Source organism: Streptomyces sp. NPDC027663 (genome assembly GCF_055566415.1).
In genome coordinates, this window is record NZ_JBVHSK010000006.1 from 359,703 (window position 1) to 386,684 (window position 26,982).

The following is a 26,982-nucleotide window of genomic DNA, read 5'->3' on the forward strand; positions in this document are numbered from 1 at the left end:
GGGCCCGGACCGGGAGCACCACACACCATGACTGTGCCTTCCCGGGGGGAGACCCCCGGACCCTCTGTGCAGGACCGACTGACGCACATCGACGAGGCGGGCGCGGCCCGCATGGTCGACGTCTCCGGGAAGGACGTGACCGCGCGTACCGCCCGCGCCAGCGGCCGCGTCCTCGTCTCACCGCGCGTGGTCGAGCTGCTGCGCGGTGAGGGGGTTCCCAAGGGAGACGCCCTGGCCACGGCGCGGATCGCGGGCATCATGGGCGCCAAGCGCACCCCGGACCTGATCCCGCTGTGCCACCCGTTGTCGGTGTCCGGTGTGAAACTGGACCTGTCGGTCGCGGACGACGCCGTGGAGATCCTGGCCACCGTGAAGACCACGGACCGCACGGGTGTCGAGATGGAGGCCCTCACCGCGGTGACGGTCGCCGCGCTCACCGTGATCGACATGGTCAAGGCGGTCGACAAGGGAGCGGTCATCACGGACGTACGGGTCGAGGAGAAGACGGGCGGCAAGTCGGGCGACTGGAGCCGGTCATGACCTACCGCGCGCTGGTCGTCACCGCCTCCAACAGGGCCGCCGCGGGCGTCTACGAGGACAAGGGCGGCCCCCTGATCGCCGACGGCCTCAAAGGCCTCGGGTTCGGCGTCGACGGTCCGCGGGTCGTCCCCGACGGGGACCCCGTGGAGGCGGCCCTGCGCGCCGGTGCCGACGCCGGTTACGACGTCGTCGTCACCACCGGCGGCACCGGCGTCTCGCCCACCGACCGCACGCCCGAGGCGACCCGAGCGGTGATCGACTACGAGGTGCCGGGCATCGCCGAGGCCATCCGGGCGTTCGGACGGGAGAAGGTGCCGGCCGCCGCGCTCTCCCGGGGTGTGGCCGGGGTGGCGGGGCGGACGCTGATCGTCAATCTGCCGGGCTCCACGGGCGGCGTGCGGGACGGCCTCGCCGTCCTGGAGCCCCTGCTGATCCACGCCGTCGACCAGATCCGCGGCGGTGACCACCCCAGACCCGGCAGCACTGGGGGTGCGACCTGAACAGCCCTTCCTGGCCCGTCGTGCTGGCGGACGGCGATGTCGTCCTCCGGCCGATAAGGCTGCGCGACCAGCGGGCCTGGCGCGAGGTGAACCGGCGCAACCGCGACTGGCTGCGCCCGTGGGAGGCGACCATTCCGCCGCCCACGCCGAGTGGGCCGATCGCGCACCGGCCGACCTACCGCCAGATGGTGAGGCATCTGCGGTCCGAGGCCGGCGCGGGCCGGATGCTGCCGTTCGTCATCGAGTACCAGGGACAGCTGGCCGGGCAGCTGACCGTCGCGGGGATCACCTGGGGATCGATGTGCTCGGGACACGTCGGCTACTGGGTGGACGAGGCCGTGGCCGGGCGCGGGGTGATGCCGACGGCCGTCGCGCTCGCGGTGGACCACTGTTTCCGCACCGTCGGACTGCACCGCGTCGAGGTCTGCATTCGCCCCGAGAACCGGCCCAGCCGCCGGGTCGTGGAGAAACTCGGATTCCGCGAGGAGGGCCTGCGGCCGCGCTATCTGCACATCGACGGCGCCTGGCGGGACCACCTCGTCTACGCGCTCACCGCCGAAGAGGCGCCCGACGGTCTGCTCGCCCGGTGGCACCGGGCACGCTCCGGGGGGACGCAGCCCACCGAGGGGCCGGCCGGTCGGCCGGGCGCGGCGCGGAACGGGCGGAACATGCCGGGGAATCCCGCCGAGCGTCCCTGAATGGAATATACGTTCGAAATTGATCGCCGGATGACCGTCTTGAAGCGATGAATTTTCGCCGCCGCGACGGCTCTCTGACCGCATCGGTCGAAAAAAATGCTGGAAATATCAGCCAGATCGTGCGACACACCGGTCCAATTGGCGGATGGCCTCAGGCAAACCCCTCTACCGTGTGAGGCGTGAGCAGCAGCGGCCTCATCTACGCAGTCATTGTCGGGGCCTGGGCCGCCTACTTGGTGCCGATGTGGCTCCGTAGGCAGGACGAGCTGAACGAGGCCCGTCCGACGGAACGCTTCAGCACCGCCATCCGGCTGCTGTCCGGACGGGCGGGTATGGAGCGCCGATACGCCAGGGACCTGCGGGCGCGCTCCGCCCAGGAGGGGGAGCCGGACGCCGGCGAACCGGACGCCGTCACCGACTCGGTGGACGTCCGGGCCTTCGCCATGCCTCCGACCCGCCGTCAGATCACCACGGAGGCCGAGCCCGAGGCGCCGGGCACCGCGGACCTGGCACGCGACCAGAGTGCCGCACCGGCGCCCGAACCCGCCTCCGCACCCGCCCACCCGTCCGCGGACGCGCCCGCACCGATGCGGGTGCCCGCCCCACGGCGAGCACCCTCGTCGCAGGCAGCCGCCGCACGCGCCCAGCGCTCGAAGGTGCTCGCACGCCGCCGGCGCACCACGGTGATGCTCTTCCTCACCTTCACGCTCGGCGCGATCGTCGCCGCCGTGGGCGGGCTCGCCTTCCTCTGGGCGCCCGGCGTACCCGCCGTACTGCTCAGCGTCTACATCGCACATCTGCGGACCCAGGAGCGCCGCCGCTTCGCCTACCAGATGGACCGCCGGCGCGCCGAGGCCGCGGCCCAGCGGCTGCGCGAGCACCAGCCGCGCCGCCGCAGCCCCCTGGAGGCGGGCCCCGGCGCGGACGAACCGGAGGAGGTCGCGGACACCGGGACCGACACCGGCCTCTCCTCGCTCGCCGCGGACCGGCGCGCCCTCGTCGAGCAGACCGACCACGCCGAGTGGGTCGACCAGCAGCGCGAGCGGCAGCGGCGGCCCGGCCACGGAGACAGCTGGGACCCGGTACCGGTGCCCCTGCCGACGTACGTGACCGCGCCGGTCGCTCCCCGCGCCACCTCGGACGTGGATCTGGGGGCACCCGACACCTGGAGCTCGGCGCGGTCCAGCGCGGTCGCACCCGAGCACGAGTCCGGTCACGCGCCGCAGGGCGAGGGCGCCGAGCCGGCGTCCGGGTCCGCCTCGGGGTCCGCGTCCGAGGACAAGCCGGGGGGCGGCCGCAGCGACGCCCGCCGTGCCGCCTCCGCCCGCCGGGCACGCGAGCGTGGCCGCACGCCGCTCTTCGACCAGTACGAGGAGGGCGAGCGCCCGCGCGCCGCCAACGAGTGACCCTGCCGCCCTCACCCTTCTGACCAGTCAGGGAACGGATTTCCAAGCACCCCGATCGGGATGCTAAAGTTTCACTCGTTGCAAGGGCCTGTGGCGCAGTCCGGTAGCGCACCTCGTTCGCATCGAGGGGGCCAGGGGTTCAAATCCCCTCAGGTCCACGCAGCTCAGAGCCCCGGTCGGTAATCACCGACCGGGGCTCTGACATGTTGTACGGCGGCGAAGGGCAGCAACCCGTTCCTGACGGAGACATGAGGAAGCGGGTACGCCACCGAGGCGTGGCGGCAGTGCTCGGCCGGTTCGCCGACGCGCTTCCCGGTGAGCCGGACCGCCAGGTCTGCGGTGCCCGGTGCTCACCTCGCCGGTGAACCGGCCGGAGCCGTACTCAGAGCTGCTTGGCGAAGCAGCGGCTGTCCTCGTAGTGCCGGTAGTAACCGAACTTGGTGCACGGCTCGTAGCCGCAGGACGCGTACAGAGCGATGGCCTCCGGCTGCTTGGTGCCCGTCTCCAGGACCATGCGGACGCGGCCGGCCGCACGGGCGTCCTCCTCCAGGGCCGTGAGAATGCGGCGGGCCAGCCCCCGCCCGCGCATCGCCTCGACGACGAACATCCGCTTCAGCTCGGCGTCGCCGTCCTCGTTGCCCTCGTCGTTGCGGTCCTGGCTGCGCCAGCCGCCGGAGGCGACGGGGCGGTCGTGCTCGTCGTACGCGATCAGATACACGCCCCGGGGCGGGGCGAAGTCCCTGGGCTCCAGGACGGTGGCGTCGCCTCCGTCGCCGTAGCGCAGGTGGTATTCGGCCTGGACCTCGTCGTTCAGCTTGACGGCGTCAGGATGATCGAAACGAACACGGCGTATAAGCATGCTGGGCATCGTACTTCTATGCGAGTGTCGGACGGCCCCGGTTTTTTCGGACCCCGACAAGTGTGCCGGTATCGTGCCCGGGTGCTGACTGTGACCTCCGTGAACGTGAACGGGCTGCGGGCCGCCGCGAAGAAGGGCTTCGTGGAGTGGCTCGCCGGGACCGAGGCGGACGTCGTCTGCCTGCAGGAGGTGCGCGCCGAGCCGCACCAGCTGCCCGAGGAGGTCCGGCAGCCCGACGGCTGGCACGTCGTGCACGCCCCGGCCGCCGCCAAGGGCCGCGCGGGCGTCTCCCTCTACACCCGGCGCGAGCCCGACCGTGTCCGGGTCGGGTTCGGCTCGGCCGAGTTCGACACCGGCGGGCGCTACGTCGAGGCCGAGCTGCCCGGCGTCACCGTGGCCTCCCTCTATCTGCCCTCCGGCGAGGTCGGCACCGAGCGGCAGGACGAGAAGGTCCGCTTCATGGGCGAATTCCTCGCCCACCTCAAGGAACTGCGCGAGCGCTGTGCCGCCGACGGGCGCGAGGTCCTCGTCTGCGGCGACTGGAACATCGCCCACCAGCAGGCCGACCTGAAGAACTGGCGCGCCAACACCAAGAACTCGGGCTTCCTGCCGGAGGAACGGGACTGGCTCGGCCGCGTGTTCACGGCCGAGGACGGCGGGTACGTCGACGTCGTCCGCGCCCTGCACCCGGACACCGAGGGTCCGTACACCTGGTGGTCGTACCGGGGGCGGGCTTTCGACAACGACACAGGCTGGCGCATCGACTACCACGTCTCCACGCCCGGGCTCGCCGGCAGGGCGGTCAAGGGTTACGTCGAGCGCGCGGCCACGCACGCCGAGCGGTGGTCGGACCACGCCCCGGTGACCGTCGTATACGGCCTCTGACGGCGCCGTCGGCCCGCTCACTCCGGCTTGTTCAGCCGGCGGTCCAGTGCCAGTGAGAGTTCCGCGTCCACGACGCTGCGGGCCAGCGGGCGCAGGCGCTGGAGGTCCTCCTCGGGGGCGTGGCGCAGGATCAGGTCGGCGAAGAGCTCGGCCAGTGCGTCGGCGTGTTCGCGGACGCGGGCGGCGGCCGTGAGGACGTCGGCGAGCGGGATGCCTTCGCGGACCAGGGCGGAGGAGACGTCCAGCAGGCGCCGGCTGATGTGGACGATCTCGTCGCCGTCGGTGCCGAGGTAGCCCAGTTCCATGGCGGAGGCGAGGTTCTCCGGGGTGACCTCGCCCTCGAAGCGGGCGGCCAGGGCCTCGGGGGTGAGGCGGACCGGCTCCTCCTCGGTGGGGGTGCCGACGCCGAGCAGGTCGGCGACGCCCCGGCCCTGGTCGAGGGCCTCCGCGAGTTCCGCGATGCCGTTCAGTGTGTGGCCGCGCTCCAGCAGGGCCGCGATGGTGCGCAGCCGGGCCAGGTGGTGGTCGTCGTACCAGGCGATCCGGCCCTCGCGGCGGGGTGGCGCCAGCAGCTTGCGCTCGCGGTAGAAGCGCAGGGTGCGCACGGTGATGCCGGCCAGCCGGGCCAGTTCTTCCATGCGGTACTCGCGTCCGGCTGCCGCCTGTGCCGCCTTCCGGGGGATGCCCCGGCGGGTCGGCTCCGGGTGTTCTGCGTCCTCTGCCACGCCCGAAGCCTATGGTGTACCCCCGGTAACTTTCCCTCCTCCGCCCCCTACCGCTCGGTACGGAGCTGCTCTACAGTCCCATTGCGCCAGTGTTCACTGGCGTAGTTTCTAGGTGATGCGTGGAGGCTTCGGGATGGCCGAGCACGAGCATGTACGGGTGGCGGTGATCGGGTCCGGCTTCGGCGGACTGGGGGCCGCCGTGCGGCTGCGCCGCGAGGGGATCACCGACTTCGTCGTCCTGGAGCGGGCAGACAGCGTCGGCGGCACCTGGCGGGACAACAGTTACCCCGGGTGCGCCTGTGACGTGCCCTCGCACCTCTACTCCTTCTCCTTCGCGCCCAACCCCGACTGGCCGCGCACCTTCTCCGGGCAGCGGCACATCCGCGCCTACCTGGAGCACGTCACCGACCTGTTCGGACTGCGCCCGCACATCCGCCTCGACTCCGAGGTCAAGCTGATGACCTGGGACAACGACAACCTGCGGTGGAACATCGAGACCACCCGCGGCGCGCTCTCCGCCGACGTCGTCGTCTCCGCCACCGGGCCGCTGTCCGACCCCAGGATCCCCGAGATCCCGGGGCTGGAGTCCTTCCCGGGCAAGGTGTTCCACTCCGCCCGCTGGGACCACGACTACGACCTGCGCGGCAAGCGGGTCGCCATGGTCGGTACCGGCGCCTCCGCCATCCAGATCGTGCCCGCCATCCAGCCGCAGGTCGGCCGGCTCACCCTCTTCCAGCGCACCCCGCCGTGGGTGATGCCCCGGGTCGACCGTGCGATCAGCGGCGCCGAGCGCTGGCTGCACCGGCGGCTGCCCGTCACCGCCCAGGCCCGGCGGGGCCTGCTGTGGGGCATCCGGGAGCTGCAGGTGCAGGCGTTCACCAAGCGCCCGGACGAACTCGGCCTCGTCGAGCAGCTCGCCAGGCGCAACATGGCCCGCGCCGTCAAGGACCCGGCCCTGCGCGCCAAGCTCACCCCGGACTACCGCATCGGCTGCAAGCGGATCCTGCTGTCCAGCGAGTACTACCCGGCGCTGGCCCGGCCGAATGTGGACGTCGTCGCCAGCGGCCTCGGCGAGATCCGCGGGTCGACGGTCGTGGCAGCCGACGGAACCGAGGCCGAGGTCGACGCGATCATCTTCGGCACGGGCTTCCACGTCACGGACATGCCCATCGCCGAGCGCGTGGTCGGCGCGGAGGGCATCACGCTCGCGGAGTCCTGGAAGAACGGCATGCAGGCGCTGCGCGGGGCCTCGGCCGCCGGGTTCCCGAACTGGATGACCATCATCGGGCCCAACACCGGCCTCGGGAACTCCTCGATGATCCTCATGATCGAGTCCCAGCTGAACTACATGGCCGACTATCTGCGGCAACTGGACGTCCTGGGGGTCCCCTCAGGCCCTCCAGGCACCGCGGGAGGCCGTACGGCGCTCGATGCCCGGCCCGCGGCCGTCGAGGACTGGAACCGCAAGGTCCAGGAGCGCATGAAGCGGACGGTGTGGAACACCGGCGGCTGCACCAGCTGGTACCTGGACGCGAGCGGCCGCAACACCACCATCTGGCCCGGTACGACGACGGAGTTCCGGCGAGCGACCCGACGGGTGGACCTGGCGGAGTACGAGGTCCTGCGGAAGGCCGCACAGAAGCCGAAGGCGACGCGCGGCGGGAAGAAGAGCGGGGCCGCCGCATGAGCCGCCCCGCCTTCGTCACCAGCGGCCCCTACGCCCCACCGGCCCCCGCCCGGACCCTGTCCGTCGTCTCCGCCGACGGCGCCAGGCTGCATGTGGAGGTGCACGGCCCCGAGGGTGCGCCCTCCGTCGTCCTCTCCCACGGCTGGACCTGCTCGACGGCCTTCTGGGCGGCGCAGATACGCGAGCTGGCGGTCGACCACCGGGTGATCGCCTACGACCAGAGGGGGCACGGGCGCAGCCCCGCGAGTCCCGCGTGCACCACCCATGCGCTGGCGGACGACCTCGAAGCGGTGCTGGCGGAGACGCTCGCGCGCGGCGAGAAGGCAGTGATCGTCGGCCACTCCATGGGCGGCATGACGGTCATGGCCGCCGCCGAGCGCTCCCGGTTCCGGGAACACGCCGCCGCCGTTCTGCTGTGCAGCACGGGCAGTTCGCAGCTGGTCGCCCAGTCTCGCGTGCTGCCGTTGCGCGCGGGACGCGCGCGCACCTGGATCACCGGGCACATTCTCGGTTCGCGCGCTCCTCTCGGACCGGTCACGCCGGTCGCGAAGAGCATCCTCAAGTACGCCACCATGGGCGCCGGTTCGGCCGCACACCGGGTGGAGGCGTGCGCACGGATCGTGCACGCCTGTCCGCGCGCCGTGCGTCACGCGTGGGCGGCCGTACTCGCGGCGCTCGATCTCGAACACGGCGTACGGCAGTTGCACGCGCCGACCGCCGTACTGCACGGCGCGGCCGACCGGCTCACGCCCGTCGTGCACGCCCGTGCGCTGGTCGCCGCGTTGCCGCACTGCATCGGCCTCACCGAGCTGCCCGGCACCGGCCACATGACCCCGATCGAGGCGCCCGAGCTGGTGACCGGCCGCATCCGGGAACTCGTCGGGACGTACGTCACAGGGGCCGGACCCGAACAGGACCCCGAGAACCGTTCCACCCCCGCGCAGAGCAAGCAGATCAAGCAGATCAGGGAGGGCGCATGAGCAGGGTCAGCCTCGAGGGGCAGGTCGCGGTCGTCACCGGAGCGGCGCGCGGCGTCGGTGAACTGCTGGCGCGCAAGCTGTCCGCGCGCGGGGCGAAGGTCGCGCTGGTCGGGCTGGAGGAGGAGGCGCTCAAGGAGGTCTCCGGGCGGTTGCACAGCGACAGCGCCTACTGGTACGCCGACGTCACCGACCACGACACGATGAGCCGGGTCGCACAGGAGGTGAAGGAACGGTTCGGGAAGGTCGACATCGTGGTCGCCAACGCCGGTGTGGCGACCGGCGGTCCGTTCGCCGACTCCGATCCGCAGGCGTGGCGGCGCGTGATCGAGGTGAACCTGATCGGTTCGGCGGTGACCGCGCGGGCGTTCCTGCCGGTGCTCACCGAGAGCCGGGGCTACCTGCTGCAGATCGCTTCGCTCGCCGCGATCACCCCGGCGCCGATGATGACGGCGTACTGCGCGTCGAAGTCGGGCGTGGAGGCGTACGCGCACAGTCTGCGCGCCGAGGTCGGCCACCAGGGCGTGCGCGTCGGAGTCGCGTACCTGTCCTGGACCGACACCGACATGGTCCGCGGCGCCGACCAGGACGACGTCATGCGGGAGTTGCGGCAGCGGCTGCCGTGGCCGTCGAACAAGACGTACCCGCTGGGCCCCGCGGTGGACCGGCTCGTCGCCGGGATCGAGCGGCGTTCGGCGCATGTGTACGGGCAGTGGTGGCTGCGCGGCATGCAGGGCGTGCGCGGGTATCTGCCGGCGCTCATCGGGACGGTGGGTCAGCGCGAGATGAAGCGGTTCGCGCCCCGCTTGCAGGGGATGCGTTCGGGTCTCGTCGGCGCAGGTGGGGCGGCCGACGAGGCAGCGCGCACTACGCACAGTAACTGATCGACATGCAGTCCGTGTTCGCCCGTGTGAATCTGGTCGAGGCCCCACAGCGGGGCCGACCCCCCACCCCCACCCACTACGGGAGTGAACCCACATGGGTATGAAGGACCAGTTCCAGGAGAAGTCGAACCAGGCCAAGGAGAAGATCGGCCAGGGTCGCGAGAAGGCCGGCCAGCAGCGCGGTCAGCAGGGCCGCAAGGGCCCGCAGCAGCCGCAGCAGCCGCAGCAGCCGCAGCAGCCGCAGCGTGAGCGCGGCGAGAACTTCCGTGACATCGAGGACACGGAGCAGCAGATGCGGGACCGTGTCGACCAGGACTACGACGCGTAGTCGCTGCGCTCGGCTTTGGCCGACGACGTGGGGTGCCCTTCTTCAGGAGGGCGCCCTGCGTCGCTTTCCGTTGTGCGTTCGGTGCGGGTGGGTGGGGGCTTGTCGCGCAGGTTCCCCGCGCCCCCTTTCCGGGGGTGGTTGCGGTGTGTGGTCGCGTGCGGGTGGGTGGGGGCTTTTCGCGCAGTTCCCCGCGCCCCTCTTGCGGCGTTGCGGATTTCCCTGTTTCCCGGGTCATGAAGTGGCTCTTGGGGGGAGTTTGGGGCGGGATCTGTTCGGTACGTCGGTGTAACCCGGTGGGACGGCCGCGGGGTTGGACTCCAGGAGTTCCAGGGCCACTTCGACCGCGTCGACCAGCTGGGCGTGGCGGCCCTCCGCCCAGTCCAGGGGGGTGCGCATGATCTCCAGGTCGGGGGCGACGCCGTGGTTCTCGACGGACCAGCCGTACGCGTCGAACCAGGCCGCGTTCATCGGGACGGTGATGACCGTGCCGTCGCCCAGGCGGTGCCGGCCGGTCATGCCGACGACTCCGCCCCAGGTGCGCTGGCCGACGACCGGGCCGAGTTTCAGCAGCTTGAAGGCGGCCGTGATCATGTCGCCGTCGGAGGAGGTCGCCTCGTCGGCCAGTGCCACCACGGGGCCGCGGGGGGCGTTCGAGGTGTACGACACCGGTTGCGCGTCCCGGGTCAGGTCCCAGCCCAGGATCGTACGGGTCAGCTTCTCGATGACGAGTTCGCTGATGTGCCCGCCCGCGTTGCCGCGCACGTCCACGATCAGCGCGGGCCGGGACACCTCCATGCGCAGATCGCGGTTGAACTGGGCCCAGCCGGAGCCGCCCATGTCCGGGATGTGGAGGTAGCCGCACTTGCCGCCGCTCGCCTCCCGGACGACCTCGCGGCGTTTGGCCACCCAGTCCTGGTAGCGCAGCGGGCGTTCGTCAATGAGCGGTACGACGGCGACCCGCCGGGCCCGGCCGGGCTCACCGTCCGCCGGGATGAACGTCAGCTCCACGGTCGTACCGCCCGACCCGGCGAGCAGCGGGTAGGGCCCGGTGACCGGGTCGACCGGGCGGCCGTCGACATGGGTCAGGACGGCACCCTCGCGGATGCCCGTGCCGGCCAGCGGCGAGCGGGCCTTGGAGTCGGAGGAGTCGCCGGGCAGGATGCGCTTGACCAGCCAGCGCCCGTCACGGTGGACGAAGTTGGCGCCGAGCAGGCCCTGCCAGCGCTGGTAGTGGGGCGGCCCCTCGTTGCGGCGGGCGGCGGTGACGTAGGCGTGGGAGGTGCCGAGTTCGCCGAGGACTTCGCGCAGCAGGTCGGCGAACTCGTCGGGGGAGGCGACACGTTCGACCAGCGGCCGGTACTGCCCGAGCACCGCGTCCCAGTCGATGCCGCACATGCCGGGGTCCCAGAAGTAGGCGCGGATCAGGCGTCCCGCCTCGTCGTACGCCTGGCGCCACTCGGCGGGCGGGTCGACGTGGTGCAGGATGCGGCGCAGGTCGATCCAGACGGTCGTGTCGCTGTCGCCGGACTCGGTCGACGGCACCGCCCGCAGGTCGCCCTCGTCCACCACGACCAGCCGGGTGCCGTCGCCGCTCACCGCGAACCAGTCCAGGTGGCCCACGAGTTCGGACTTCTTCGCCTTGCTGATGTTGAAGTACTCGAGGGTCGGGCGGCCGGTGGTGTCGTCCGGGCTGGCGAAGGTCTCGCCGAGCGCGCCGGAGATGGGCCAGCGCAGCCAGACCAGACCGCCGCCGGCCACCGGGTACAGCGCGGAGTACTTGGACGCTATGACCGGGAACGGCGTGACCCTGTTCTCCAGCCCCTCCACCTCGACCGTGACCGTGCCGGTCTCGCCGGTCTCCTCGTCCTCCAGCGGGTCCAGCCCGCCGGCGGCCGGGCGGCCCTCCGGGTTGAGGGCGAAGGGGGACGGGGTCGCCGAGGAGAGCGGGACGAGGTACGGGCGGCAGCCGAGGGGGAAGGACAGGTCGCCGGTGTGGACGTCGTACACCGGGTCGAAGCCGCGCCAGGAGAGGAAGGCGAGGTAGCGGCCGTCCCGGGTGAAGACGGGGTTCTCGTCCTCGAAGCGGCCGTTCGTCACGTCCACGATCAGCCGGTCCTTGATGCGGGCCAGCTTGATCTGGCGCAGGGAACGGCCGATGCCGGGGTGCGACCAGGTGATCCACGAGCCGTCGGGGGAGAAGGCGAGGTCGCGGACCGGCCCGTTGACGGACCGGATCAGCTCGGTCACCACACCGCCCGGACCGACGGCACCTGGACCGCCGGTGCGAGTCGTCTCCGGCTCCTCGGCGACACCGGCTCCCGGCGGCGCCGCGCCCTCGGCATCGGGTTCCTCGGCGGTCTCGGCTTGCGGCTGCGCCGCGCCCTCGCCGCCCGCTCCCGCGCCCGCTCCCGCTTCCGCGCCCCCGGCCTCAAGTTTCCCGGCGGCCTCGGCTTGCGGCTGCGCCGCGCCCTCGGCTTCGGGTTCCTCGGCGGTCTCGGCTTGCGGCTGCGCCGCGCCCCCGGCCTCGCCCGCTCCGGCTCCCGCGCCCCCGGCCTCCGGCTCCTCCGCGGCACCGATGTCGGGTGCTTCCTCCTGTGCCTCCTCCGGCACGTCGATCAGCAGCAAGCGCCCGTCGTGCGAGGCCACGGCCAGTCGTTCGCCCTCCGGGTCGGAGACCAGCTCCAGTACGCGGCCCAGTTCGCCGGAGGCCACTCGGCGGGGCGGGCGGTCGCCGCTGGCGCGGGGGAGGTGGGCGATCTCGACGGCGTCCTCGCCCTCGGCGTCGGTGACGTAGGCGACCTGCCCGGTGGAGCCCAGCATCTCCGGCAGCCGTACCCGGACGCCCGGCGTGTCCGTCATCGTGCGGGCGGGGCCGTCGCGGTGGGTGAGCCAGTACAGGCTGCCGCGTACGACGACCGCGCTGGCCCGGCCGGTCTCGTCCACGGAGATGCCGTTGACGTTCTGCGCGGCCGGCACCTGGTAGCGGCGGCGGCCGGTGCGCGGTCCGGCGAGCCGGATGTCGAGCCGGTGCGGTGCGCCGCCCGGGGAGAAGTCGTCCGCCAGCCACAGGTCGCCCGCGCACTGGTAGACCACCCTGGTGCCGTCACTGGAGGCGTGCCGGGCGTAGAAGGCGTCGTGGTCGGAGTGGCGGCGCAGGTCGGTGCCGTCGTAGGCGCAGGAGTAGAGGTTGCCGACGCCCTCGTGGTCGGAGAGGAAGGCGATCCGGCCGGCGACGAACATGGGGCAGGCCAGGTGGCCCTCGATGTCCGGCAGCAGCCGCTGTCCGTGCAGCCACAGCCGGCCCATGGCGCCGCCGCGGTACCGCTTCCAGGACGCCGGTTCGTGCGGCGGGGTGCCGGTGAGCAACAGGGTCCTGTGCTCGCCGGCGATGTCGGCGACCTGGATGTCGGTGACCGGTCCCCAGGGCAGCCGGCCGCCCGGGTCGCCGTCGGGGTGGACCTTGTAGGCCCAGGTGAAATAGGAGAAGGGCTGGCCGTGGGAGGCCACGGCGAGGATGTCGCCCTCCGGGGTCCAGCCGCAGACCTGGGTGTCGGCGCTGCCCCAGTACGTCAGTTGGCGCGCGGGACCGCCGCCGTCGACGCCGACGAGGTGGATCTCGGGGACGAGGCTTCGCCAGGTCGTGTACGCGATGCGGCGGCCGTCGGGCGAGAAGCGCGGGTGACCGGCCTTGGTGCGGTCCGCGGTGAGCCGCCAGGCGCGGCCCGGGGCGCCGAGAGGGGCCAGCCAGAGATCGTCCTCGGCCACGAAGCAGAGCAGGTCGCCGCTGAGATGGGGAAGGCGCAGATAGCTCACCTTCCCATGCTTTTCCGCTCGAAGGGCCGCAGCAACTTATGGGTTCTTCACCTTCGTGACCCAGCACACGTACGAAACGGTTTCGTTTCGCAGCCGCTGCGGGTATGTTCTTGGATGTACGAAGACGAAGGCTCCGGAGCGGGAAGGTGACCGGTATGACCGAAGCCGCATCCAGGGGCACGGCCCCAGCCGCTCCGGCGGAGCCGGCGCTCGCCCCGGGGCGTCGCAGCCGGATCACCCCCGAGCGTGAGGCCGAGCTGTACGAAGCCGTGCTCGACCTGCTCCGGGAGGTCGGCTACGACGCCCTGACCATGGACGCCGTCGCCGCCCGCACCCGGTCCAGCAAGGCCACGCTCTACCGCCAGTGGGGCGGCAAGGCCGAGCTGGTGGCGAAGGCGGTGCGGCACGACAAGCCGGGCGGATCCGCCGACGGGATCGACACCGGTTCCTTCAGGAGTGACCTGCACGCCCTCACGCTGCGCTCGGACGACTGCGAGATGGAGCAGAACGCCGCGCTGATGCGCGGTCTGGCGATGGCGATGCACGGCAACGCGGACCTCCGCAAGGCGTTCCGCGAGCATCTGATCGAGCCGGAGATGGCGGAGTTCCGCAGGGTGCTGCAACGGGCGATCGACCGGGGCGAGGTCCGTGCGGACAACCCCGCGATCGACTACGTGATGCACATGATGATCGGCGGGTTCGCCGCCCGCACGCTGATCGACGAACAGCCGCCGACGCAGGACTTCTTCCTCTCGTACATCGACGCCGTGGTCCTCCCCGCCCTCGGCGTGCACCCCTCCTGATCTCCCCACCACGCAAGCCCACCACCTGACGTCACCGCTCACGTCGTCGGGCTGACCATCCCTGCCCACACGTCCCACGACATGACCGGGAGTACGCCTCCGTGGCCACGTTCCTCTACAAACTCGGCCGGCTCGCCTTCCGGCGACGGCACTTCGTCGCCCTGATATGGGTCGCGCTCCTCACCCTCGCGGGGGTGGGCGCCGCCTCCGCGCCGGCGGCGGGCAACACCTCCTTCTCCATCCCCGGCACCGAGGCCCAGAAGGCCTTCGACCTGCTGGAACAACGCTTCCCCGGCATGAGCGCCGACGGCGCGACCGCACGGGTCGTCTTCAAGGCGCCGAGCGGCGAGAAGATGACGGACGCCGCCAACAAGGCGACCGTCCGCAAGACCGTCAAGGAACTGCAGAGCGGCTCCGAGGTGGTCTCCGTCGCCGACCCCTACACCGGGCACGCCGTCAGCAGGAACGGCTCCGTCGCCTACGCCTCGGTGAAGTACAAGGTCTCCGGCATGGAACTGGAGGACTCCTCCAGGGACGCCCTGAAGGAGGCCGCGCAGCAGGCGCGGGACGCCGGGCTGACCGTCGAGGTCGGCGGTGACGCGCTGAACGCGACGCCCGAGACCGGCTCCAGCGAGGTCATCGGCATCGCGATCGCCGCCGTCGTCCTCGTCATCACCTTCGGCTCGCTGCTCGCGGCCGGATTCCCGCTGCTGACCGCGATCATCGGTGTCGGTATCGGCGTCTCCACGATCACCGCGCTCGCCAACACCCTGGACCTCGGCTCGACGACCTCCACCCTGGCGTCGATGATCGGCCTCGCCGTCGGTATCGACTACGCCCTGTTCATCGTCTCCCGCTACCGCGCCGAACTCGCCGAGGGGCGTGAGCGCGAGGAGGCCGTCGGCCGCGCCGTCGGCACCGCGGGCTCGGCGGTGGTCTTCGCCGGCCTGACCGTCGTCATCGCCCTGGTCGGCCTGTCCGTCGTCAACATCCCGATGCTCACGAAGATGGGCGTCGCCGCCGCGGGTACCGTCGCCATCGCCGTCCTCATCGCCCTGACGATGATCCCGGCGCTGCTCGGCTACGCCGGCCGCAAGATCAAGCCGGCCGGCGAGAAGAGCAAGCTGCTCGGCGGCGGCCGTACGCCGAAGAAGCCGGGCCGTCCCAACATGGGCACCCGCTGGGCCAGCTTCGTCGTCCGCCGCCCGGTCGCGGTCCTGCTGCTCGGTGTGCTCGGCCTCGGCGCGGCGGCGCTGCCGGCCTCGTCCCTGGAACTGGGCCTGCCGGACGACGGCTCCCAGCCCGTCTCCACCACCCAGCGCCGCGCCTACGACCTCCTCTCCGACGGCTTCGGGCCCGGCTTCAACGGCCCGCTGATGGTCGTCGTCGACGCCAAGGACAGCGCCCATCCGAAGGCCGCGTTCAAGGAGGTCGGCAAGGAGATCAAGGGTCTGAAGGACGTCGTCACGGTCACCCCGGCCACGCCCAACAAGGCCGGCGACACCGCGACGATCACGGTCGTGCCCAAGTCCAAGCCGTCCTCGGCGACGACCGAGGACCTGGTGCACGCCATCCGTGACAAGGGTGCGGACATCGCCGCGAAGACCGACTCACAGGTCCTGGTCACCGGCTCCACGGCGATGAACATCGACGTCTCGCAGAAGCTGAACGACGCGCTCCTGCCGTACCTCGCCCTGGTGGTCGGCCTCGCCTTCCTCCTGCTGATCGTGGTGTTCCGCTCGGTCCTCGTCCCGCTGAAGGCGGCCCTCGGCTTCCTGCTCAGCGTGCTCGCGGCCCTGGGCGCGGTCGTCGCGGTCTTCCAGTGGGGCTGGCTGTCCGGCCTGATGAACGTCGAGCAGACCGGCCCGGTCATGTCGATGATGCCGATCTTCATGGTGGGCGTCGTCTTCGGCCTCGCGATGGACTACGAGGTGTTCCTCGTCACCCGGATGCGGGAGGCGTACGTCCACGGCGAGAAGCCCAGCCAGGCCGTGGTGACGGGCTTCAGGCACGGCGCACGGGTCGTGACCGCCGCCGCCGTCATCATGATCGCCGTCTTCTCCGGCTTCATCGGTTCCAGCGAGTCGATGGTCAAGATGATCGGCTTCGGCCTCGCGATCGCCGTCTTCTTCGACGCGTTCATCGTCCGCATGGCCATCGTCCCGGCGGTGCTCGCCCTGCTCGGCAAGCGCGCCTGGTGGCTGCCGAAGTGGCTGGACCGCGTGCTGCCCAACGTGGACGTCGAGGGCGAGGGCCTGCGCACCGCCGCCGACCCCGACGAGGAGAAGGAGCTGGTACGCGTCTGACGTACCGCTTCTGACGCGAAACGGCCGGTGAGGGTGCCCGTGGGGACGGGGCTGCACCCTCACCGGCTTCTTTTTGCGACGGTGGCGCTCGGCGGCGGTCAGCACCACGGGCACGGCAGAAGAGGCAGGCATCGCAGGCGGGGTGCCCGAGTCTTCCAGAGCGGGTACGCAGTTGTGGGCTCCCGCGGGTGTGGCGGCCGCAGGCTCAGGTGGCGGGCGGTGCTGTCGCGTGGCGCGTCTGCTGGATCAGGACATTGGTGGCGCGTTCCAGGAGGTCGCAGAGGGCGGCGTGTTCGGAGGGTGTGAACGCGTCGGTGAGCGCGCGCTCAAGGATGACCACCTCCTGGTAGGCGCGGTCCAGCAGCGTCTGGCCCTCATCGGTGAGGGTGGCGATCTGCACCCTGGCGTGCACCGGGGACGTCTCGCGGCGGATGAGTTCCTTGTTCTCCATATTGGTCAGCACGCTGCTCATGCTCTGCTGCGTCACCCCGCAGGAACGGGCCAGTTGGGCGCCGGACATGCCGCCTTCGCGCGAGAGGATCATCAGCACGGTGTACTGCGTCATGGTCAGTCCGTAGGCACGCAGTACTGCCTCGTGGTGCGCCATCAGCGCCTGCTCCGACCGCCTGATCCGGGTGCAGAGGTCGTTCTCGATCGGGGCTTCCACCGCGCACTCCCCTCCATTGACAGGTCCGTGGGTTGACTCAGGGACCTTATATACCTACCGTTCTCGACTGTAAGGATACTGAGTCAACACAGGGGGCTGTAACCGTGAAGGCTGTCGTCTTCGACGCTGAGGGCCACTACCGGGTCACCGAACTCGATGAGCCCACCCCCAGCCCCGGCCAAGTGGCGATCCGCGTCGCCTACGCCGGGATCCAGTGGGGCGACACCATGGTCCGGGACGGCCACTTCCCCGTACCGCGTCCCTTCATCCCGGGGTTCGAGGCATCCGGGCACATCGCCGCGGTAGGCGAGGGCGTAGACGCACGCCGTGTCGGTGAGGCCGTCACCGCGCTGACCACCTCAGGCGCCTGCGCCGAGGTGGTCCTGGCACCCGCCACGCTCACGTTCGGCATCGGCAGCATGCCGCTGAGGACAGCCGCAGGTCTCGGGTGGGGCGCACCGACCGCCTACGACCTGATCAACACCGCCGCGCGCGTGCGGCCCGGCGAAAGCGTGCTGATCCACGCCGCCGCCGGCTCGGTCGGCACGCTCGCCGCCCAGTTCGCCCGACTGGCTGGAGCAGGTCGGATCGTCGGTGTGGTCGGCACTGCCGACAGGGCCCACTACGCCGCACAGTTCGGGTACGACCAGCTCCTGCTCCGCGAGGAGTTCCCGGCCAAGCTCGGCGACGACAAGCCCGACGTCATCCTCGACCCGGTCGGCGGTTCGACCCGCACTGCCGGCCTCGAGCAGCTCGCCGCACACGGCCGACTGGTGGCATACGGCAACCTCGCCACGTACGAACCCGTCCTCGCCAACGCCAACGACCTCCTCATGCACGGCAAGTCACTCCTGACCTACAACAGCAACCTGCTCAGCCGGACGCGCCCCGAGCGACTCGCCGACAGTGCCCGCCGCGCACTCGGCCTCGTCGCCGACGGCAAGGTCCGCATGGACATCACCAACGAGTACGCCCTCGTGGACCTGGCCACGGCCGTGCAGCACCTCGCCGAGGGCACAACCCATGGCAAGAGCATCCTTCGCGTCGCCTGACAGCACGCAGAAAGCGCCGACCACAAGGCGGCGCCCGCCGCCTCACCCCGCTGACCCGCCTGCTCCCGGCGGGCGCCCTCGACTGTCCGGTGCCGACCGGCCTCGCGGTGTGGTCGTGGGTTCAGGCCGGCTGACCCCCTCTTCGCAGCTCCACCTCGGCCCACACCGTCTTACGCGGGCGTGGGCCATGCGCGACGCCCCAGCGGTCGGCCAGCGACGCGACCAGGAGGAGGCCGCGGCCCGACTCGCCGTCGGGGGCGGGGAGTTCGAGGTGGGGGAGGCGGTCACCGCGGGTGTCGGTGACCTCGATACGGAGGGTGTCGGCGACGACGTAGAGGGTGAGGCGGAAGTCCCGGCCGGGGACGCGGCTGTGGGTGGCGGCGTTGGTCGCGAGTTCGGCGACGATCTGGGGTGCCCGGTCCAACGGGACCCGCCAGCTGCGGAGCTGTTCGGTGGTGAGGACGCGGGCCAGACGGGCGCCCTGGGGAGTGGGGGAGAGACGGACGGTGAAGTGGGGGATGACGGGGGTTTCCTGATTCACGTCACTCAGCGTGGCCGGTTCTGCTTACGTACGTGAGTGATGGCACCTGTGCGTAGCGTGACTGTCCCGGCTTTGTCTTGGCTGTCTCGGCTGTCTCAGGCGTTGTACGGGTGCAGGTACGCGTCTGAGGAGGGGCCGTGAACGACCATGTGGACGAGGCGGGTTGGGACGTTGTACCCGGCGACGAGATCGAGCCGGTGGTGCAGGCGGTGGGCCGTCTGCTCAAGGTCTGCCGGGAGGCGGCCGGGGTGACGGTGTCCGAGCTGGGCGAAGCCTTGGGATACGGCGAGGACATGATCCGCAAGATGGAGCGCGGGGCGCGCATTCCCCGGCCGGAGTTCCTGGACAGGGCGGACCAGCTCCTGAAGGCGCAGGGTCACCTGAGGGCGTTCATGGACGACATGAAGAAGGCCCGGTACCCGAAGAAGGTGCGGGAACTGGCGGAGGTGGAGGGGCGTGCGGTGGAGATGCTGCTGTACGACAGCCACAACATCCATGGCCTGCTGCAGACACCGGAGTACGCGCGCACGCTGTTCGAGATGAGGCAGCCCGCGCTCAGCGAAGGTGTTGTGGAGCAGGCAACCGCCGCACGCATGGCTCGAAAGGCTGTCTTCGAGCGGGAGCCCGCCCCGACGCTCTGTTTCGTCCAGGAACAGGTGACGCTCGAACGTCCCTACGGTGGAAAGATGGTGCTGCGCCGACAGCTCGAACACCTCTTGGAGGTAGCGCAGTTGCGGAACGTCACGCTTCAGGTCATGCCGACCGACCGGGAGGAGAACGCTGGAGCGTCTGGCCTGATCCAGGTGCTGAAGTTCGCCGACGGCACGGCGATCGGACGTTCCAGTGGCGTGTTCAACGGCCGCCCGGTCTCGAACCCCAAGGATCTCCGGATCCTTGAACTGCGCTATGGCATGATCCGGGCGCAGGCTCTCAGGCCGAGGGAGTCGCAGGCCTTCATCGAGCGAGCGCTGGGGAGACTATGAGCACCGCCGAACTCCACTGGTCCAAGAGCAGCTACAGCAGCAGCAGCGAACCGGACTCCTGCGTCGAAGTAGCCACCACCCCCGCCACCATCCACATCCGCGACTCCAAGACCCCCGACACCGCGCAGCTCGAGGTCGCCGCCTCCGCCTGGGCTGATTTCCTCAGGTATGCGACGAAGTGAGCCGTAGGCGGAAGTCCGGGCACGTATCCGGGTCGCCTTCCCGGTAGAGGTACGTCCGTATGTCTTTGCGTTCGCTCACCGGTGATCCCCCGAAGTGTGCTCTTGTGCAGTCGGGTAGTCATGCCGATGGCAGAAGATCGCATCCGGATCCGGCGCAGCCACGAGGGGGCGGGTGAAATCCCCGTGAGCGGGCTCGGGCCATGTCGTACGGTGCCGGTCATGACGACATCCGCCACTGACGCCGAAGAGTCCGGAGCTCACCCCCGGTTCGCCGAAGCACTGCGGGCGCTCGGGCTCGACGAGGTCCTCTCCCGCACCCGGCGGTTCCCGGAGGCGACCCGTACCGCGGCCGAGGCCGCCGCCGCGATCGGGTGCGAACTGAGTCAGATCTGCAAGTCCCTGATCTTCGCCGCCGACGGCGTGCCGGTGCTGGTCCTGATGGACGGTGCCTCGCGCGTGGACGTGGAGCGGGTGCGGAGGGAACTGGGCGCCGGGAAGGTCATCCGGGCCGACGCCGGTGTCGTCCGTGAGACCACCGGGTACGCCATCGGCGGCGTACCGCCCTTCGGGCACCGCACGCGCACGCGTGTCCTCGCCGACCGCTCGCTGCTCGCGCACGACCTGGTGTGGGCGGCCGCCGGGACCCCGTACACCGTCTTCCCGATCGAGCCGAAGGAACTCGTCGCCCACGCGGGCGCGACGCTGGTGGACGTGCGCGAGCCGACCGCATGACGCCGCTCGTCGCGGCGGCCGTCCTGCTCGCCGCCGTCACCCACGCCAGCTGGAACGCCATCGCGCACCGCATCCCCGACAAGCTGGTCGGCTTCACCCTGATCTCCGGGGGCGGGGTGCTGATCGGGCTCGCGGCGCTCCCCTTCGTGGCCGTGCCGGCGGGACCCGCCTGGCCGTTCCTGCTGGCCTCAGCGGCCGTGCACATCGTCTACTACGCGCTGCTGATGACCTCGTTCCGGCTGGGCGACTTCGGACAGGCCTACCCCATCGCGCGCGGCAGCGCCCCGCTCGTGGTCACCGTGCTGGCCGCCGTCTTCGCGCACGAGGTCCCCGGCGTCTGGGCGAGCGCCGGCATCGCCGTGTCCTGCCTCGGCCTCACCGGCGTCAGCCTGTGGGGACTGCGCGGACGCCGGCCCGACTGGGCGGCGATCGGTGCGGCCCTGGCGACCGGCCTGACGATCGCCGCGTACACGGTCATCGACGGCATGGGCGTACGCGCCTCGCACGCGCCGCTCGGGTACATCGCCTGGTTGATGGTCGTTCAGGGCGTCGTGGTGCCCGCGTACATGTACACACGCGCGCGGGGCGGGACCGTACGGCTGCTGCGGCCGTACGCCGGTCTCGGATTCCTCGGGGCCGCCCTGTCCGTCTCCGCGTACGCCCTGGTCCTGTGGGCCCAGACCCGTGCCGCGCTCGCCCCCGTCGCCGCCCTGCGCGAGTCGTCCATCATCGTCGGCGCGGCCATCGGCGCCCTGTTCTTCAAGGAGCGCTTCGGCGCACCCCGGATCGCGGCGGCGGGGCTGCTGGTGGTCGGGATCGGTCTGATGCTGCACGCCGCGTAGGCGCGAGGAGATGCTGTCGCCCCCGGCGCCGACATGACGGCCCGGGTGCCGTGGCGCACCCTGGAAGCAGAGATTTTCGGAGGTGTTCGACATGATGCACACCGCTGTGGGATGGCACGTCGAGCTGGAGTTCAAGGAGGAGGACGACCAGCACACGCGCGCGGTGGCCATGGTGCGCTTGCCCGACGGCACCGAGGTACGGGCGCACGGGCGGGCCAGCAGGCACCGCGTCGACGCGAACCAGCCCCGGGTCGGCGAGGAGATCGCCGGCGCCCGGGCCCTCAATGAACTGGCCATGCAGCTGCTGACCAAAGCCCACGATGAGATCGACACGGAGTCCGGGCGCACATCGCACCCGATCAACGTGTGACACCCGCCCGGCACCGCCGTGCGACCCACGCCCGGCACCGCCGTGCGGCCCACGCCCGGCACCGCCGTGAGACGCCTGCCCGGCACCGCCGTGGGGCCCACGCCCGGCACTGCGTGTGACGCCCGCCCGGCGCCGGGTGTGGCGCGTGCCCAGGGGCGCCCGCGCCTTATGCGAGCGCCGTGCGTACCGCTCTTACCAGCGCCTGCGCCCTCGGGTCCGCCGTGACGCTCTTGCGGAAGCCGTTGGTGACGTAGCCGAAGGCGACACCGCTCTCCGGGTCGGCGAAGGCGAGGGCGCCACCGCGGCCGGGGTGGCCGAAGGAGCCGGGGGAGAGCAGCGGGGACGCTGCGCCGTGCAGCATGTGTCCGAGGCCGAAGCGGGTGTTCACCACCAGCACCCGGTCCGGCCCGGCGGACTGCTCGGCGCGGGCCAGCGCGGCCGTCTCCGGGGTGAACAGACGCGTGCCGCCGTCCACCTCGCCGATGAGCGAGGCGTAGAAGCGGGCCAGTCCGTCGGCGGTGGCGATGCCGTTGGACGCCGGCAGGGCGGCGGCGCGGTAGGCGGGCGCGTTCTCGTCGGGGAGCGGGGTGATCGCGGCGAACGCACGGCGGGTCAGGGACTCCGGGTCGGCGTAGGCCTCGGCCACCGCGCGCTTCGGCCGGGTCTTCAGGCCGCCCGCGGTCTCGGGGGCGGCCACCGGGCCGACGCGGCCCACGCGCGCGTGCTCCGACCGGGGCAGGCCGAGCCACAGCTCGGCGCCGACCGGCCCGGCGATCTCGTCTGCCAGCCACGCGCCGACCGGGCGGCCGGTGATCCGGCGGAGCAGCTCGCCGGTGAGCCAGCTGAAGGTCTGGGCGTGGTAGCCGTGGTCCGTGCCCGGCTCCCACACCGGCGCCTGCGCGGCGACGGCCGCCGCACCGAGGTCGGGGTCGGCGGCCTCGGCAGGGGTCAGCGGGCGGTCCAGCACGGGCACGCCCGCGCGGTGGGCGAGCAGGTGCCGGACGAGCGTGTGCTCTTTGCCGGCCGCCTTGTACTCCGGCCAGTACGTGCCGACCGGGGCGTCCAGGTCCAGCTCGCCGCGCTGGTGCAGGAGCAGCAGGCCGGCGGCCACGACGCCCTTGGTGGCGGAGCGCACGATCTGTGCGGTCCCGGGCTCCCAGGGAGCCGTGCCGGCCGCGCCGTCGAAGTCTCTGGTGCCGGCCCACAGGTCCACGACCTTGTGCCCGTCGCGGTAGACGGCGACGGCCGCGCCGCGCTCGCCGAGCAGCGCGAAGTTCGCTGCGAACGCCTCCCTGACCGGCTCGAAGCCCTCGGCCACAGTGCCGTTCACGTCCACGTCCGCCGTCCCTTCCGATGCGCCTGCGACAGTGGGTCCAACAGGTACCCTGCGCCTGCGATTCCTTGGCGGGATCAGCCGAGCAGAATCGTTACATCGATGTTGTCGCGCGTGGCGTTCGAGTAGGGGCAGACCTCGTGCGCCGCGTCCACCAGCCGGGCCGCCACCTCCGGGTCCAGGACCGGCAGGGAGACGCTGAGGGCTACGGCGAGGCCGTAGCCACGCTGCTTGTTCGGGCCGATGCCGACCTTCGCGGCCACCGTGGAGCCGGTCAGGTCGTAGCCCTCGCGGTTGCCGACCAGGATCAGCGCGTTGTGGAAGCAGGAGCTGTAGCCGGCCGCGAACAACTGCTCCGGGTTGGTGCCGTTGCCGTCGCCGCCCAGCTCCAGCGGCATCGCGACCTTCAGCTCGATCTGGCCGTCCTGGCTGGTGACATAGCCGTTCCTGCCGCCGTGGGCGGTGGCTTCGGCGACGTACATGATCTTCGTCGGGCGCGTGTCGACAGCGGTGCCTTCGTTCATGGCCGGCCTCCCCCGGAGTAAGTGGTGCACAAGTGCATCGTGCACAAGGTACTGGCTGGTAGGTCAGTAGATCAGGGCAGGGGGCAACAAGGGCGGCCGGGGCCGGCTTCGGCAGGCGGCGGGGGGATCAGCACCCGGGGCCGGCTTCGGCAGGCGGCGGGGGGATCAGCGCCCGGACCGGCTTCGGCAGGCGGCGGGGGGATCAGCGCCCGGACCGGCTACGGCAGGCGGCGGGGGGGTCAGTGCCGGTGGGTCGCCGCGCCGGCGCGTTCGGTGAGGTTCCACAGCTCCTCGCGCAACCGCGCGACCTCCTGGGAGCCGAGCCCGGTGGTCGTGAGCAGCGCGCGGGGGACGCGCGCCGCGCGCCCCCTGAGTTCCTCCCCGCGCCCGGTGCACGCGACCAGTACCGAGCGCTCGTCGCCGGCCGCACGCTCCCTGCGCACCAGGCCCGCGCCCTCCAGCCGCTTCAGCAGCGGCGAGACGGTGCCGTAGTCCAGCCGCAGGGCCCCCGCCAGCTCCTTCACGCTGGTCTCGCCGCGCTCCCACAGGACCAGCAGCACGAGGTACTGCGGGTAGGTGAGCCCCAGGTCGTCCAGCAGGGGACGGTACGCGGCGGTCACCGCGCGCTGTGCGGCGTACAGCGCGAAGCACAGCTGGTCGTCCAGCAGCAGCGAGCCCTCGGCGGCGGGTTCCTGGTTCGTCACGCGCCCATTGTCACGGACTTCGGGTCGAACCCGAACGGCAGCTCAAGCCGGTGCGCCCGCATCAGCGTGTCGTCGGTGAGCAGCGCGCCGGTCGGGCCGTCCGCCGCGATCACGCCCTCGCTGAGGATCAGCGAGCGCGGGCACAGCTCCAGGGCGTACGGCAGGTCGTGCGTGACCATGAGGACCGTGACGTCCAGGGAGCGCAGGATGTCGGCGAGTTCGCGGCGCGAGGCAGGGTCCAGGTTGGAGGACGGCTCGTCCAGGACGAGGATCTCCGGCTCCATGGCGAGCACGGTGGCCACCGCCACCCGGCGCCGCTGGCCGAAGGACAGGTGGTGCGGAGGCCGGTCGGCGAAGTCCTGCATCCCGACCCGCTCCAGGGCGGTGCGCACCCGCTCCTCCAGCGCGGCCCCCTTGATCCCCGCGGCGGCCGGCCCGAACGCCACGTCCTCCCGCACGGTCGGCATGAACAGCTGGTCGTCCGGATCCTGGAAGACGATGCCGACCTTCTGCCGGATGGCGGCCATGTGCTGCTTGCCGACGGGCAGCCCGGCCACCGTCACCGTGCCGGTACCGCCGCTCAGGATGCCGTTCAGGTGCAGCACCAGCGTGGTCTTGCCGGCGCCGTTGGGGCCGAGCAGGGCGACCCGCTCGCCGCGCGCGATGGAGAAGTCGACCCCGAACAGGGCCTGATGGCCGTCGGGGTAGGCGAAGGCGAGGCCGAAGACCTCCAGAGAAGCAGTCACAGGACCCATCCCAGCAGACAGACGGCGAGGGCGGCGCAGGGGAGCGTGAGGGCGCGGCGCCACTGCACGCCGGACGCGGTCACCTCGTCGATGACCGGCATCGCGCCGGCGTAGCCCCGGCTCACCATGGCCAGGTGCACACGCTCACCGCGCTCGTAGGAGCGGATGAACAGGGCGCCGGCGGACCTGGCGAGCACGCCCCAGTGCCGTACGCCCTTGGCCTCGAAACCGCGTGACTCGCGGGCGATCCGCATCCGGCGCATCTCGTCGGTGATGACGTCGCCGTAGCGGATCATGAAGGACGCGATCTGCACGAGCAGCGGCGGCAGCTTCAGCCGCTGCAGCCCGAGCAGGAGTTCGCGCAGCTCGGTGGTGGCGGCCAGGAGCACGGATGTGGCGACGCCGAGGGTGCCCTTGGCGAGCACGTTCCAGGCGCCCCACAGCCCGTTCACGCTGAGCGAGAGGCCCAGCACCCGTACGTGCTCGCCCTCCGCCACGAACGGCATGAGGAACGCGAACGCGACGAACGGCACCTCGATCAGCAGCCGTTTGAGGAGAAAACCGGCGGGCACGCGCGCGTAGTGGGACACGGACGCGAGCAGGACGGCGTACACCGCGAACGCCCACATCGCCTCGCGGGGGGTCGACACCACGACCACCACGAACAGGAGGGCGGCGGCGAGCTTGGTGTGTGGCGGAAGGGCGTGCACGGGCGAGTGCCCGTGCCGGTACAGCCTGTGCGCGTGCCCGGCCCCCACGTCAGACCCCGGTGTTCACGGGCGAGACGTCGTCGCTGCGCCGCCTGCGCAGCACCCAGAACACCGCGCTGCCCGCGACGACCGTGACACCGACACCGATCACGCCGGCGAGGCCGCCGGACAGCCGGGCGTCGGAGACGTCCTTGACGCCGTAGTCGGCGAGCGGCGAGTCGGCCGCGGCGTGCTTCTCCTCCTTCGTGTCGATCCCCTTGTCGTGCGCGACCTTCTCCAGGCCGTCGGGGTTCGCGGAGGCGTAGAAACTGACGAAGCCGGCGAGGACGAGGGAGGTGACGAGGCCGGTCACCCACAGTGTGCGCCGGGAGGTGCGCGCCGCCACCGGCACCGCGGGGGCGGGCGCGTCCACCAGGGTGCCGTTCACGCGCAACCGGAGCCGCTGCCGCAGTCCGCGGGCCCCGTACACCAGGTCCGGGCGTACGGCGACGACGGCGCCGACGGTGAGCGCGGTGATGACCGCCTCGCCGATGCCGATCAGCACGTGCACGCCGATCATCGCGGTCGCGACCTTGCCGATGGAGACGTCGGTGGTGCCGCCGACCGCGTAGATCAGCGTGAAGGCGACCGCCGCGGCCGGAACCGACACCAGCGCGGCGACGAACGAGGCGACGGTCACCGAACGCCGCTTGCGGGGCAGCACGGCGAGCAGGCCGCGGAAGACGGCGTACGAGACCACGGTGGTGACGATCGCCATGTCGGTGATGTTCACGCCGAGCGCGGTCAGCCCGCCGTCGGCGAACAGTACGCCCTGCATGAGCAGCACGACCGACACGCACAGCACGGCTGTGTACGGGCCGACGAGTATGGCGGCGAGGGCGCCGCCCAGCAGATGCCCGCTGGTCCCGGCGGCGACCGGGAAGTTGAGCATCTGCACGGCGAAGATGAACGCCGCCACCAGGCCGGCCAGTGGGGCCGTGCGCTCTCCTCCGTGCCCGGCTTCGCTCGCGCGGGAGGTGTCCCCCAGTTCGCGGCGGGCACCGCGCAGGCTCACCGCGAGGGCGCCGGCGGCGACCACTCCGGTGATCGCGGAGGTCGGGGCGTCGATGAATCCGTCAGGTACGTGCACCGTACGATTTTAGAGCCTTGTTGCGAACCCTTTGCAAGAGAGACGGCGTCTCCGTT

Annotated in this window: 28 protein-coding genes and 1 tRNA gene; 18 read left to right on the forward strand and 11 right to left on the reverse strand. The window is 71.5% G+C overall.

The features are described from left to right. The first annotated feature begins 27 nt into the window (after positions 1-27). The 5 genes from moaC (at position 28) to ACZ4SF_RS19470 (ending at position 3,302) form a co-directional block, all read left to right on the forward strand. Positions 28-540 (forward strand): cyclic pyranopterin monophosphate synthase MoaC, encoded by a 513-nt coding sequence (gene moaC / locus ACZ4SF_RS19450; RefSeq protein WP_468385669.1) that lies wholly within the window; start codon positions 28-30, stop codon positions 538-540. After that, on the forward strand, positions 537-1,040 hold the full coding sequence (locus ACZ4SF_RS19455; protein WP_468385672.1) for a MogA/MoaB family molybdenum cofactor biosynthesis protein: 504 nt from the start codon (positions 537-539) through the stop codon (positions 1,038-1,040). Before moaC ends, ACZ4SF_RS19455 begins: the two co-directional genes overlap by 4 nt. 20 nt (positions 1,041-1,060) lie before the next feature. After that, positions 1,061-1,738, forward strand: a complete 678-nt coding sequence (locus ACZ4SF_RS19460) for a GNAT family N-acetyltransferase (protein ID WP_468385675.1) — start codon at positions 1,061-1,063, stop codon at positions 1,736-1,738. Between the two features lie 179 nt (positions 1,739-1,917). Next, positions 1,918-3,144, forward strand: a complete 1,227-nt coding sequence (gene sepX / locus ACZ4SF_RS19465) for a divisome protein SepX/GlpR (RefSeq protein ID WP_468385677.1) — start codon at positions 1,918-1,920, stop codon at positions 3,142-3,144. A gap of 84 nt (positions 3,145-3,228) precedes the next feature. Next, a tRNA-Ala gene (locus ACZ4SF_RS19470) sits at positions 3,229-3,302 on the forward strand. A 224-nt stretch (positions 3,303-3,526) separates the two neighbouring features. Here the strand turns inward: ACZ4SF_RS19470 and ACZ4SF_RS19475 are convergent. After that, positions 3,527-4,003, reverse strand: a complete 477-nt coding sequence (locus ACZ4SF_RS19475; protein ID WP_468385680.1) for a GNAT family N-acetyltransferase — start codon at positions 4,001-4,003, stop codon at positions 3,527-3,529. A gap of 81 nt (positions 4,004-4,084) precedes the next feature. On the opposite strand from ACZ4SF_RS19475, the gene ACZ4SF_RS19480 reads away from it, so the two are divergent. Continuing rightward, complete coding sequence (locus ACZ4SF_RS19480) at positions 4,085-4,888, forward strand: exodeoxyribonuclease III (RefSeq protein WP_468385683.1); 804 nt, start codon at positions 4,085-4,087, stop codon at positions 4,886-4,888. Between the two features lie 17 nt (positions 4,889-4,905). Here ACZ4SF_RS19480 and ACZ4SF_RS19485 read toward each other — a convergent pair whose 3' ends face one another. Next, the gene (locus tag ACZ4SF_RS19485; RefSeq protein ID WP_468385997.1) at positions 4,906-5,526 is read right to left on the reverse strand and encodes a MerR family transcriptional regulator; all 621 of its coding nucleotides are present in this window, start codon (positions 5,524-5,526) and stop codon (positions 4,906-4,908) included. Between the two features lie 220 nt (positions 5,527-5,746). Between ACZ4SF_RS19485 and ACZ4SF_RS19490 the strand changes: the two genes are divergently transcribed. The 4 genes from ACZ4SF_RS19490 (at position 5,747) to ACZ4SF_RS19505 (ending at position 9,489) form a co-directional block, all read left to right on the forward strand. Beyond that, positions 5,747-7,300, forward strand: a complete 1,554-nt coding sequence (locus ACZ4SF_RS19490; RefSeq protein WP_468385686.1) for a flavin-containing monooxygenase — start codon at positions 5,747-5,749, stop codon at positions 7,298-7,300. After that, on the forward strand, positions 7,297-8,280 hold the full coding sequence (locus tag ACZ4SF_RS19495; RefSeq protein WP_468385689.1) for an alpha/beta fold hydrolase: 984 nt from the start codon (positions 7,297-7,299) through the stop codon (positions 8,278-8,280). The genes ACZ4SF_RS19490 and ACZ4SF_RS19495 overlap by 4 nt, the downstream gene beginning before the upstream one ends. Further along, entirely contained in the window at positions 8,277-9,161 is an 885-nt protein-coding gene (locus ACZ4SF_RS19500) for an SDR family oxidoreductase (protein ID WP_468385692.1), read from the forward strand. Before ACZ4SF_RS19495 ends, ACZ4SF_RS19500 begins: the two co-directional genes overlap by 4 nt. A 94-nt stretch (positions 9,162-9,255) precedes the next feature. Next, complete coding sequence (locus ACZ4SF_RS19505) at positions 9,256-9,489, forward strand: hypothetical protein (protein ID WP_468385695.1); 234 nt, start codon at positions 9,256-9,258, stop codon at positions 9,487-9,489. A 231-nt stretch (positions 9,490-9,720) separates the two neighbouring features. Here the strand turns inward: ACZ4SF_RS19505 and ACZ4SF_RS19510 are convergent, their stop codons facing one another. Next, positions 9,721-13,302 (reverse strand): S41 family peptidase, encoded by a 3,582-nt coding sequence (locus ACZ4SF_RS19510; RefSeq protein WP_468385698.1) that lies wholly within the window; start codon positions 13,300-13,302, stop codon positions 9,721-9,723. A 155-nt stretch (positions 13,303-13,457) separates the two neighbouring features. Here ACZ4SF_RS19510 and ACZ4SF_RS19515 point away from each other — a divergent pair, with 155 nt between their 5' ends. Further along, on the forward strand, positions 13,458-14,105 hold the full coding sequence (locus tag ACZ4SF_RS19515) for a TetR/AcrR family transcriptional regulator (RefSeq protein ID WP_468385700.1): 648 nt from the start codon (positions 13,458-13,460) through the stop codon (positions 14,103-14,105). 101 nt (positions 14,106-14,206) lie between these two features. Beyond that, positions 14,207-16,411 carry an MMPL family transporter gene (locus ACZ4SF_RS19520; RefSeq protein WP_468385703.1) on the forward strand — a complete coding sequence of 735 codons (2,205 nt, stop codon included), beginning with the start codon at positions 14,207-14,209 and terminating at the stop codon, positions 16,409-16,411. A gap of 205 nt (positions 16,412-16,616) precedes the next feature. Here ACZ4SF_RS19520 and ACZ4SF_RS19525 read toward each other — a convergent pair whose 3' ends face one another. Beyond that, on the reverse strand, positions 16,617-17,078 hold the full coding sequence (locus ACZ4SF_RS19525) for a MarR family winged helix-turn-helix transcriptional regulator (protein ID WP_468385705.1): 462 nt from the start codon (positions 17,076-17,078) through the stop codon (positions 16,617-16,619). A gap of 104 nt (positions 17,079-17,182) precedes the next feature. Between ACZ4SF_RS19525 and ACZ4SF_RS19530 the strand changes: the two genes are divergently transcribed. After that, entirely contained in the window at positions 17,183-18,130 is a 948-nt protein-coding gene (locus ACZ4SF_RS19530; protein WP_468385708.1) for a quinone oxidoreductase family protein, read from the forward strand. Positions 18,131-18,251: 121 nt separating this feature from the next. Here ACZ4SF_RS19530 and ACZ4SF_RS19535 read toward each other — a convergent pair whose 3' ends face one another. Beyond that, complete coding sequence (locus ACZ4SF_RS19535) at positions 18,252-18,671, reverse strand: ATP-binding protein (protein WP_468385711.1); 420 nt, start codon at positions 18,669-18,671, stop codon at positions 18,252-18,254. A 137-nt stretch (positions 18,672-18,808) separates the two neighbouring features. Between ACZ4SF_RS19535 and ACZ4SF_RS19540 the strand changes: the two genes are divergently transcribed. The 5 genes from ACZ4SF_RS19540 to ACZ4SF_RS19560 all read left to right on the forward strand — a co-directional run bounded on the left by ACZ4SF_RS19540 (position 18,809) and on the right by ACZ4SF_RS19560 (position 21,780). After that, positions 18,809-19,654 carry a helix-turn-helix domain-containing protein gene (locus ACZ4SF_RS19540; RefSeq protein WP_468385713.1) on the forward strand — a complete coding sequence of 282 codons (846 nt, stop codon included), beginning with the start codon at positions 18,809-18,811 and terminating at the stop codon, positions 19,652-19,654. After that, positions 19,651-19,836 (forward strand): DUF397 domain-containing protein, encoded by a 186-nt coding sequence (locus tag ACZ4SF_RS19545; protein WP_468385716.1) that lies wholly within the window; start codon positions 19,651-19,653, stop codon positions 19,834-19,836. The genes ACZ4SF_RS19540 and ACZ4SF_RS19545 overlap by 4 nt, the downstream gene beginning before the upstream one ends. Positions 19,837-20,055: 219 nt before the next feature. Next, positions 20,056-20,568: a YbaK/EbsC family protein gene (locus ACZ4SF_RS19550; RefSeq protein WP_468385718.1), complete on the forward strand. Its 513-nt coding sequence runs from the start codon at positions 20,056-20,058 to the stop codon at positions 20,566-20,568. Continuing rightward, entirely contained in the window at positions 20,565-21,410 is an 846-nt protein-coding gene (locus ACZ4SF_RS19555) for an EamA family transporter (protein ID WP_468385721.1), read from the forward strand. Before ACZ4SF_RS19550 ends, ACZ4SF_RS19555 begins: the two co-directional genes overlap by 4 nt. Before the next feature lie 91 nt (positions 21,411-21,501). Then, the gene (locus tag ACZ4SF_RS19560; RefSeq protein ID WP_468385724.1) at positions 21,502-21,780 is read left to right on the forward strand and encodes a DUF1876 domain-containing protein; all 279 of its coding nucleotides are present in this window, start codon (positions 21,502-21,504) and stop codon (positions 21,778-21,780) included. Between the two features lie 166 nt (positions 21,781-21,946). On the opposite strand, the gene ACZ4SF_RS19565 is transcribed toward ACZ4SF_RS19560, so the two are convergent. The 6 genes from ACZ4SF_RS19565 to ACZ4SF_RS19590 form a co-directional block, all read right to left on the reverse strand. Further along, positions 21,947-23,116, reverse strand: a complete 1,170-nt coding sequence (locus ACZ4SF_RS19565) for a serine hydrolase domain-containing protein (protein WP_468385727.1) — start codon at positions 23,114-23,116, stop codon at positions 21,947-21,949. 74 nt (positions 23,117-23,190) lie between these two features. Next, positions 23,191-23,637 carry an organic hydroperoxide resistance protein gene (locus ACZ4SF_RS19570; protein WP_468385729.1) on the reverse strand — a complete coding sequence of 149 codons (447 nt, stop codon included), beginning with the start codon at positions 23,635-23,637 and terminating at the stop codon, positions 23,191-23,193. A gap of 239 nt (positions 23,638-23,876) precedes the next feature. Continuing rightward, on the reverse strand, positions 23,877-24,341 hold the full coding sequence (locus ACZ4SF_RS19575) for a MarR family winged helix-turn-helix transcriptional regulator (RefSeq protein WP_468385732.1): 465 nt from the start codon (positions 24,339-24,341) through the stop codon (positions 23,877-23,879). After that, on the reverse strand, positions 24,338-25,096 hold the full coding sequence (locus ACZ4SF_RS19580; RefSeq protein ID WP_468385735.1) for an energy-coupling factor ABC transporter ATP-binding protein: 759 nt from the start codon (positions 25,094-25,096) through the stop codon (positions 24,338-24,340). The genes ACZ4SF_RS19575 and ACZ4SF_RS19580 overlap by 4 nt, the downstream gene beginning before the upstream one ends. Beyond that, on the reverse strand, positions 25,084-25,845 hold the full coding sequence (gene cbiQ / locus ACZ4SF_RS19585; protein WP_468385737.1) for a cobalt ECF transporter T component CbiQ: 762 nt from the start codon (positions 25,843-25,845) through the stop codon (positions 25,084-25,086). Before cbiQ ends, ACZ4SF_RS19580 begins: the two co-directional genes overlap by 13 nt. 1 nt (position 25,846) lies before the next feature. Next, positions 25,847-26,926 (reverse strand): energy-coupling factor ABC transporter permease, encoded by a 1,080-nt coding sequence (locus tag ACZ4SF_RS19590; protein WP_468385739.1) that lies wholly within the window; start codon positions 26,924-26,926, stop codon positions 25,847-25,849. Positions 26,927-26,982: the final 56 nt, after the last annotated feature.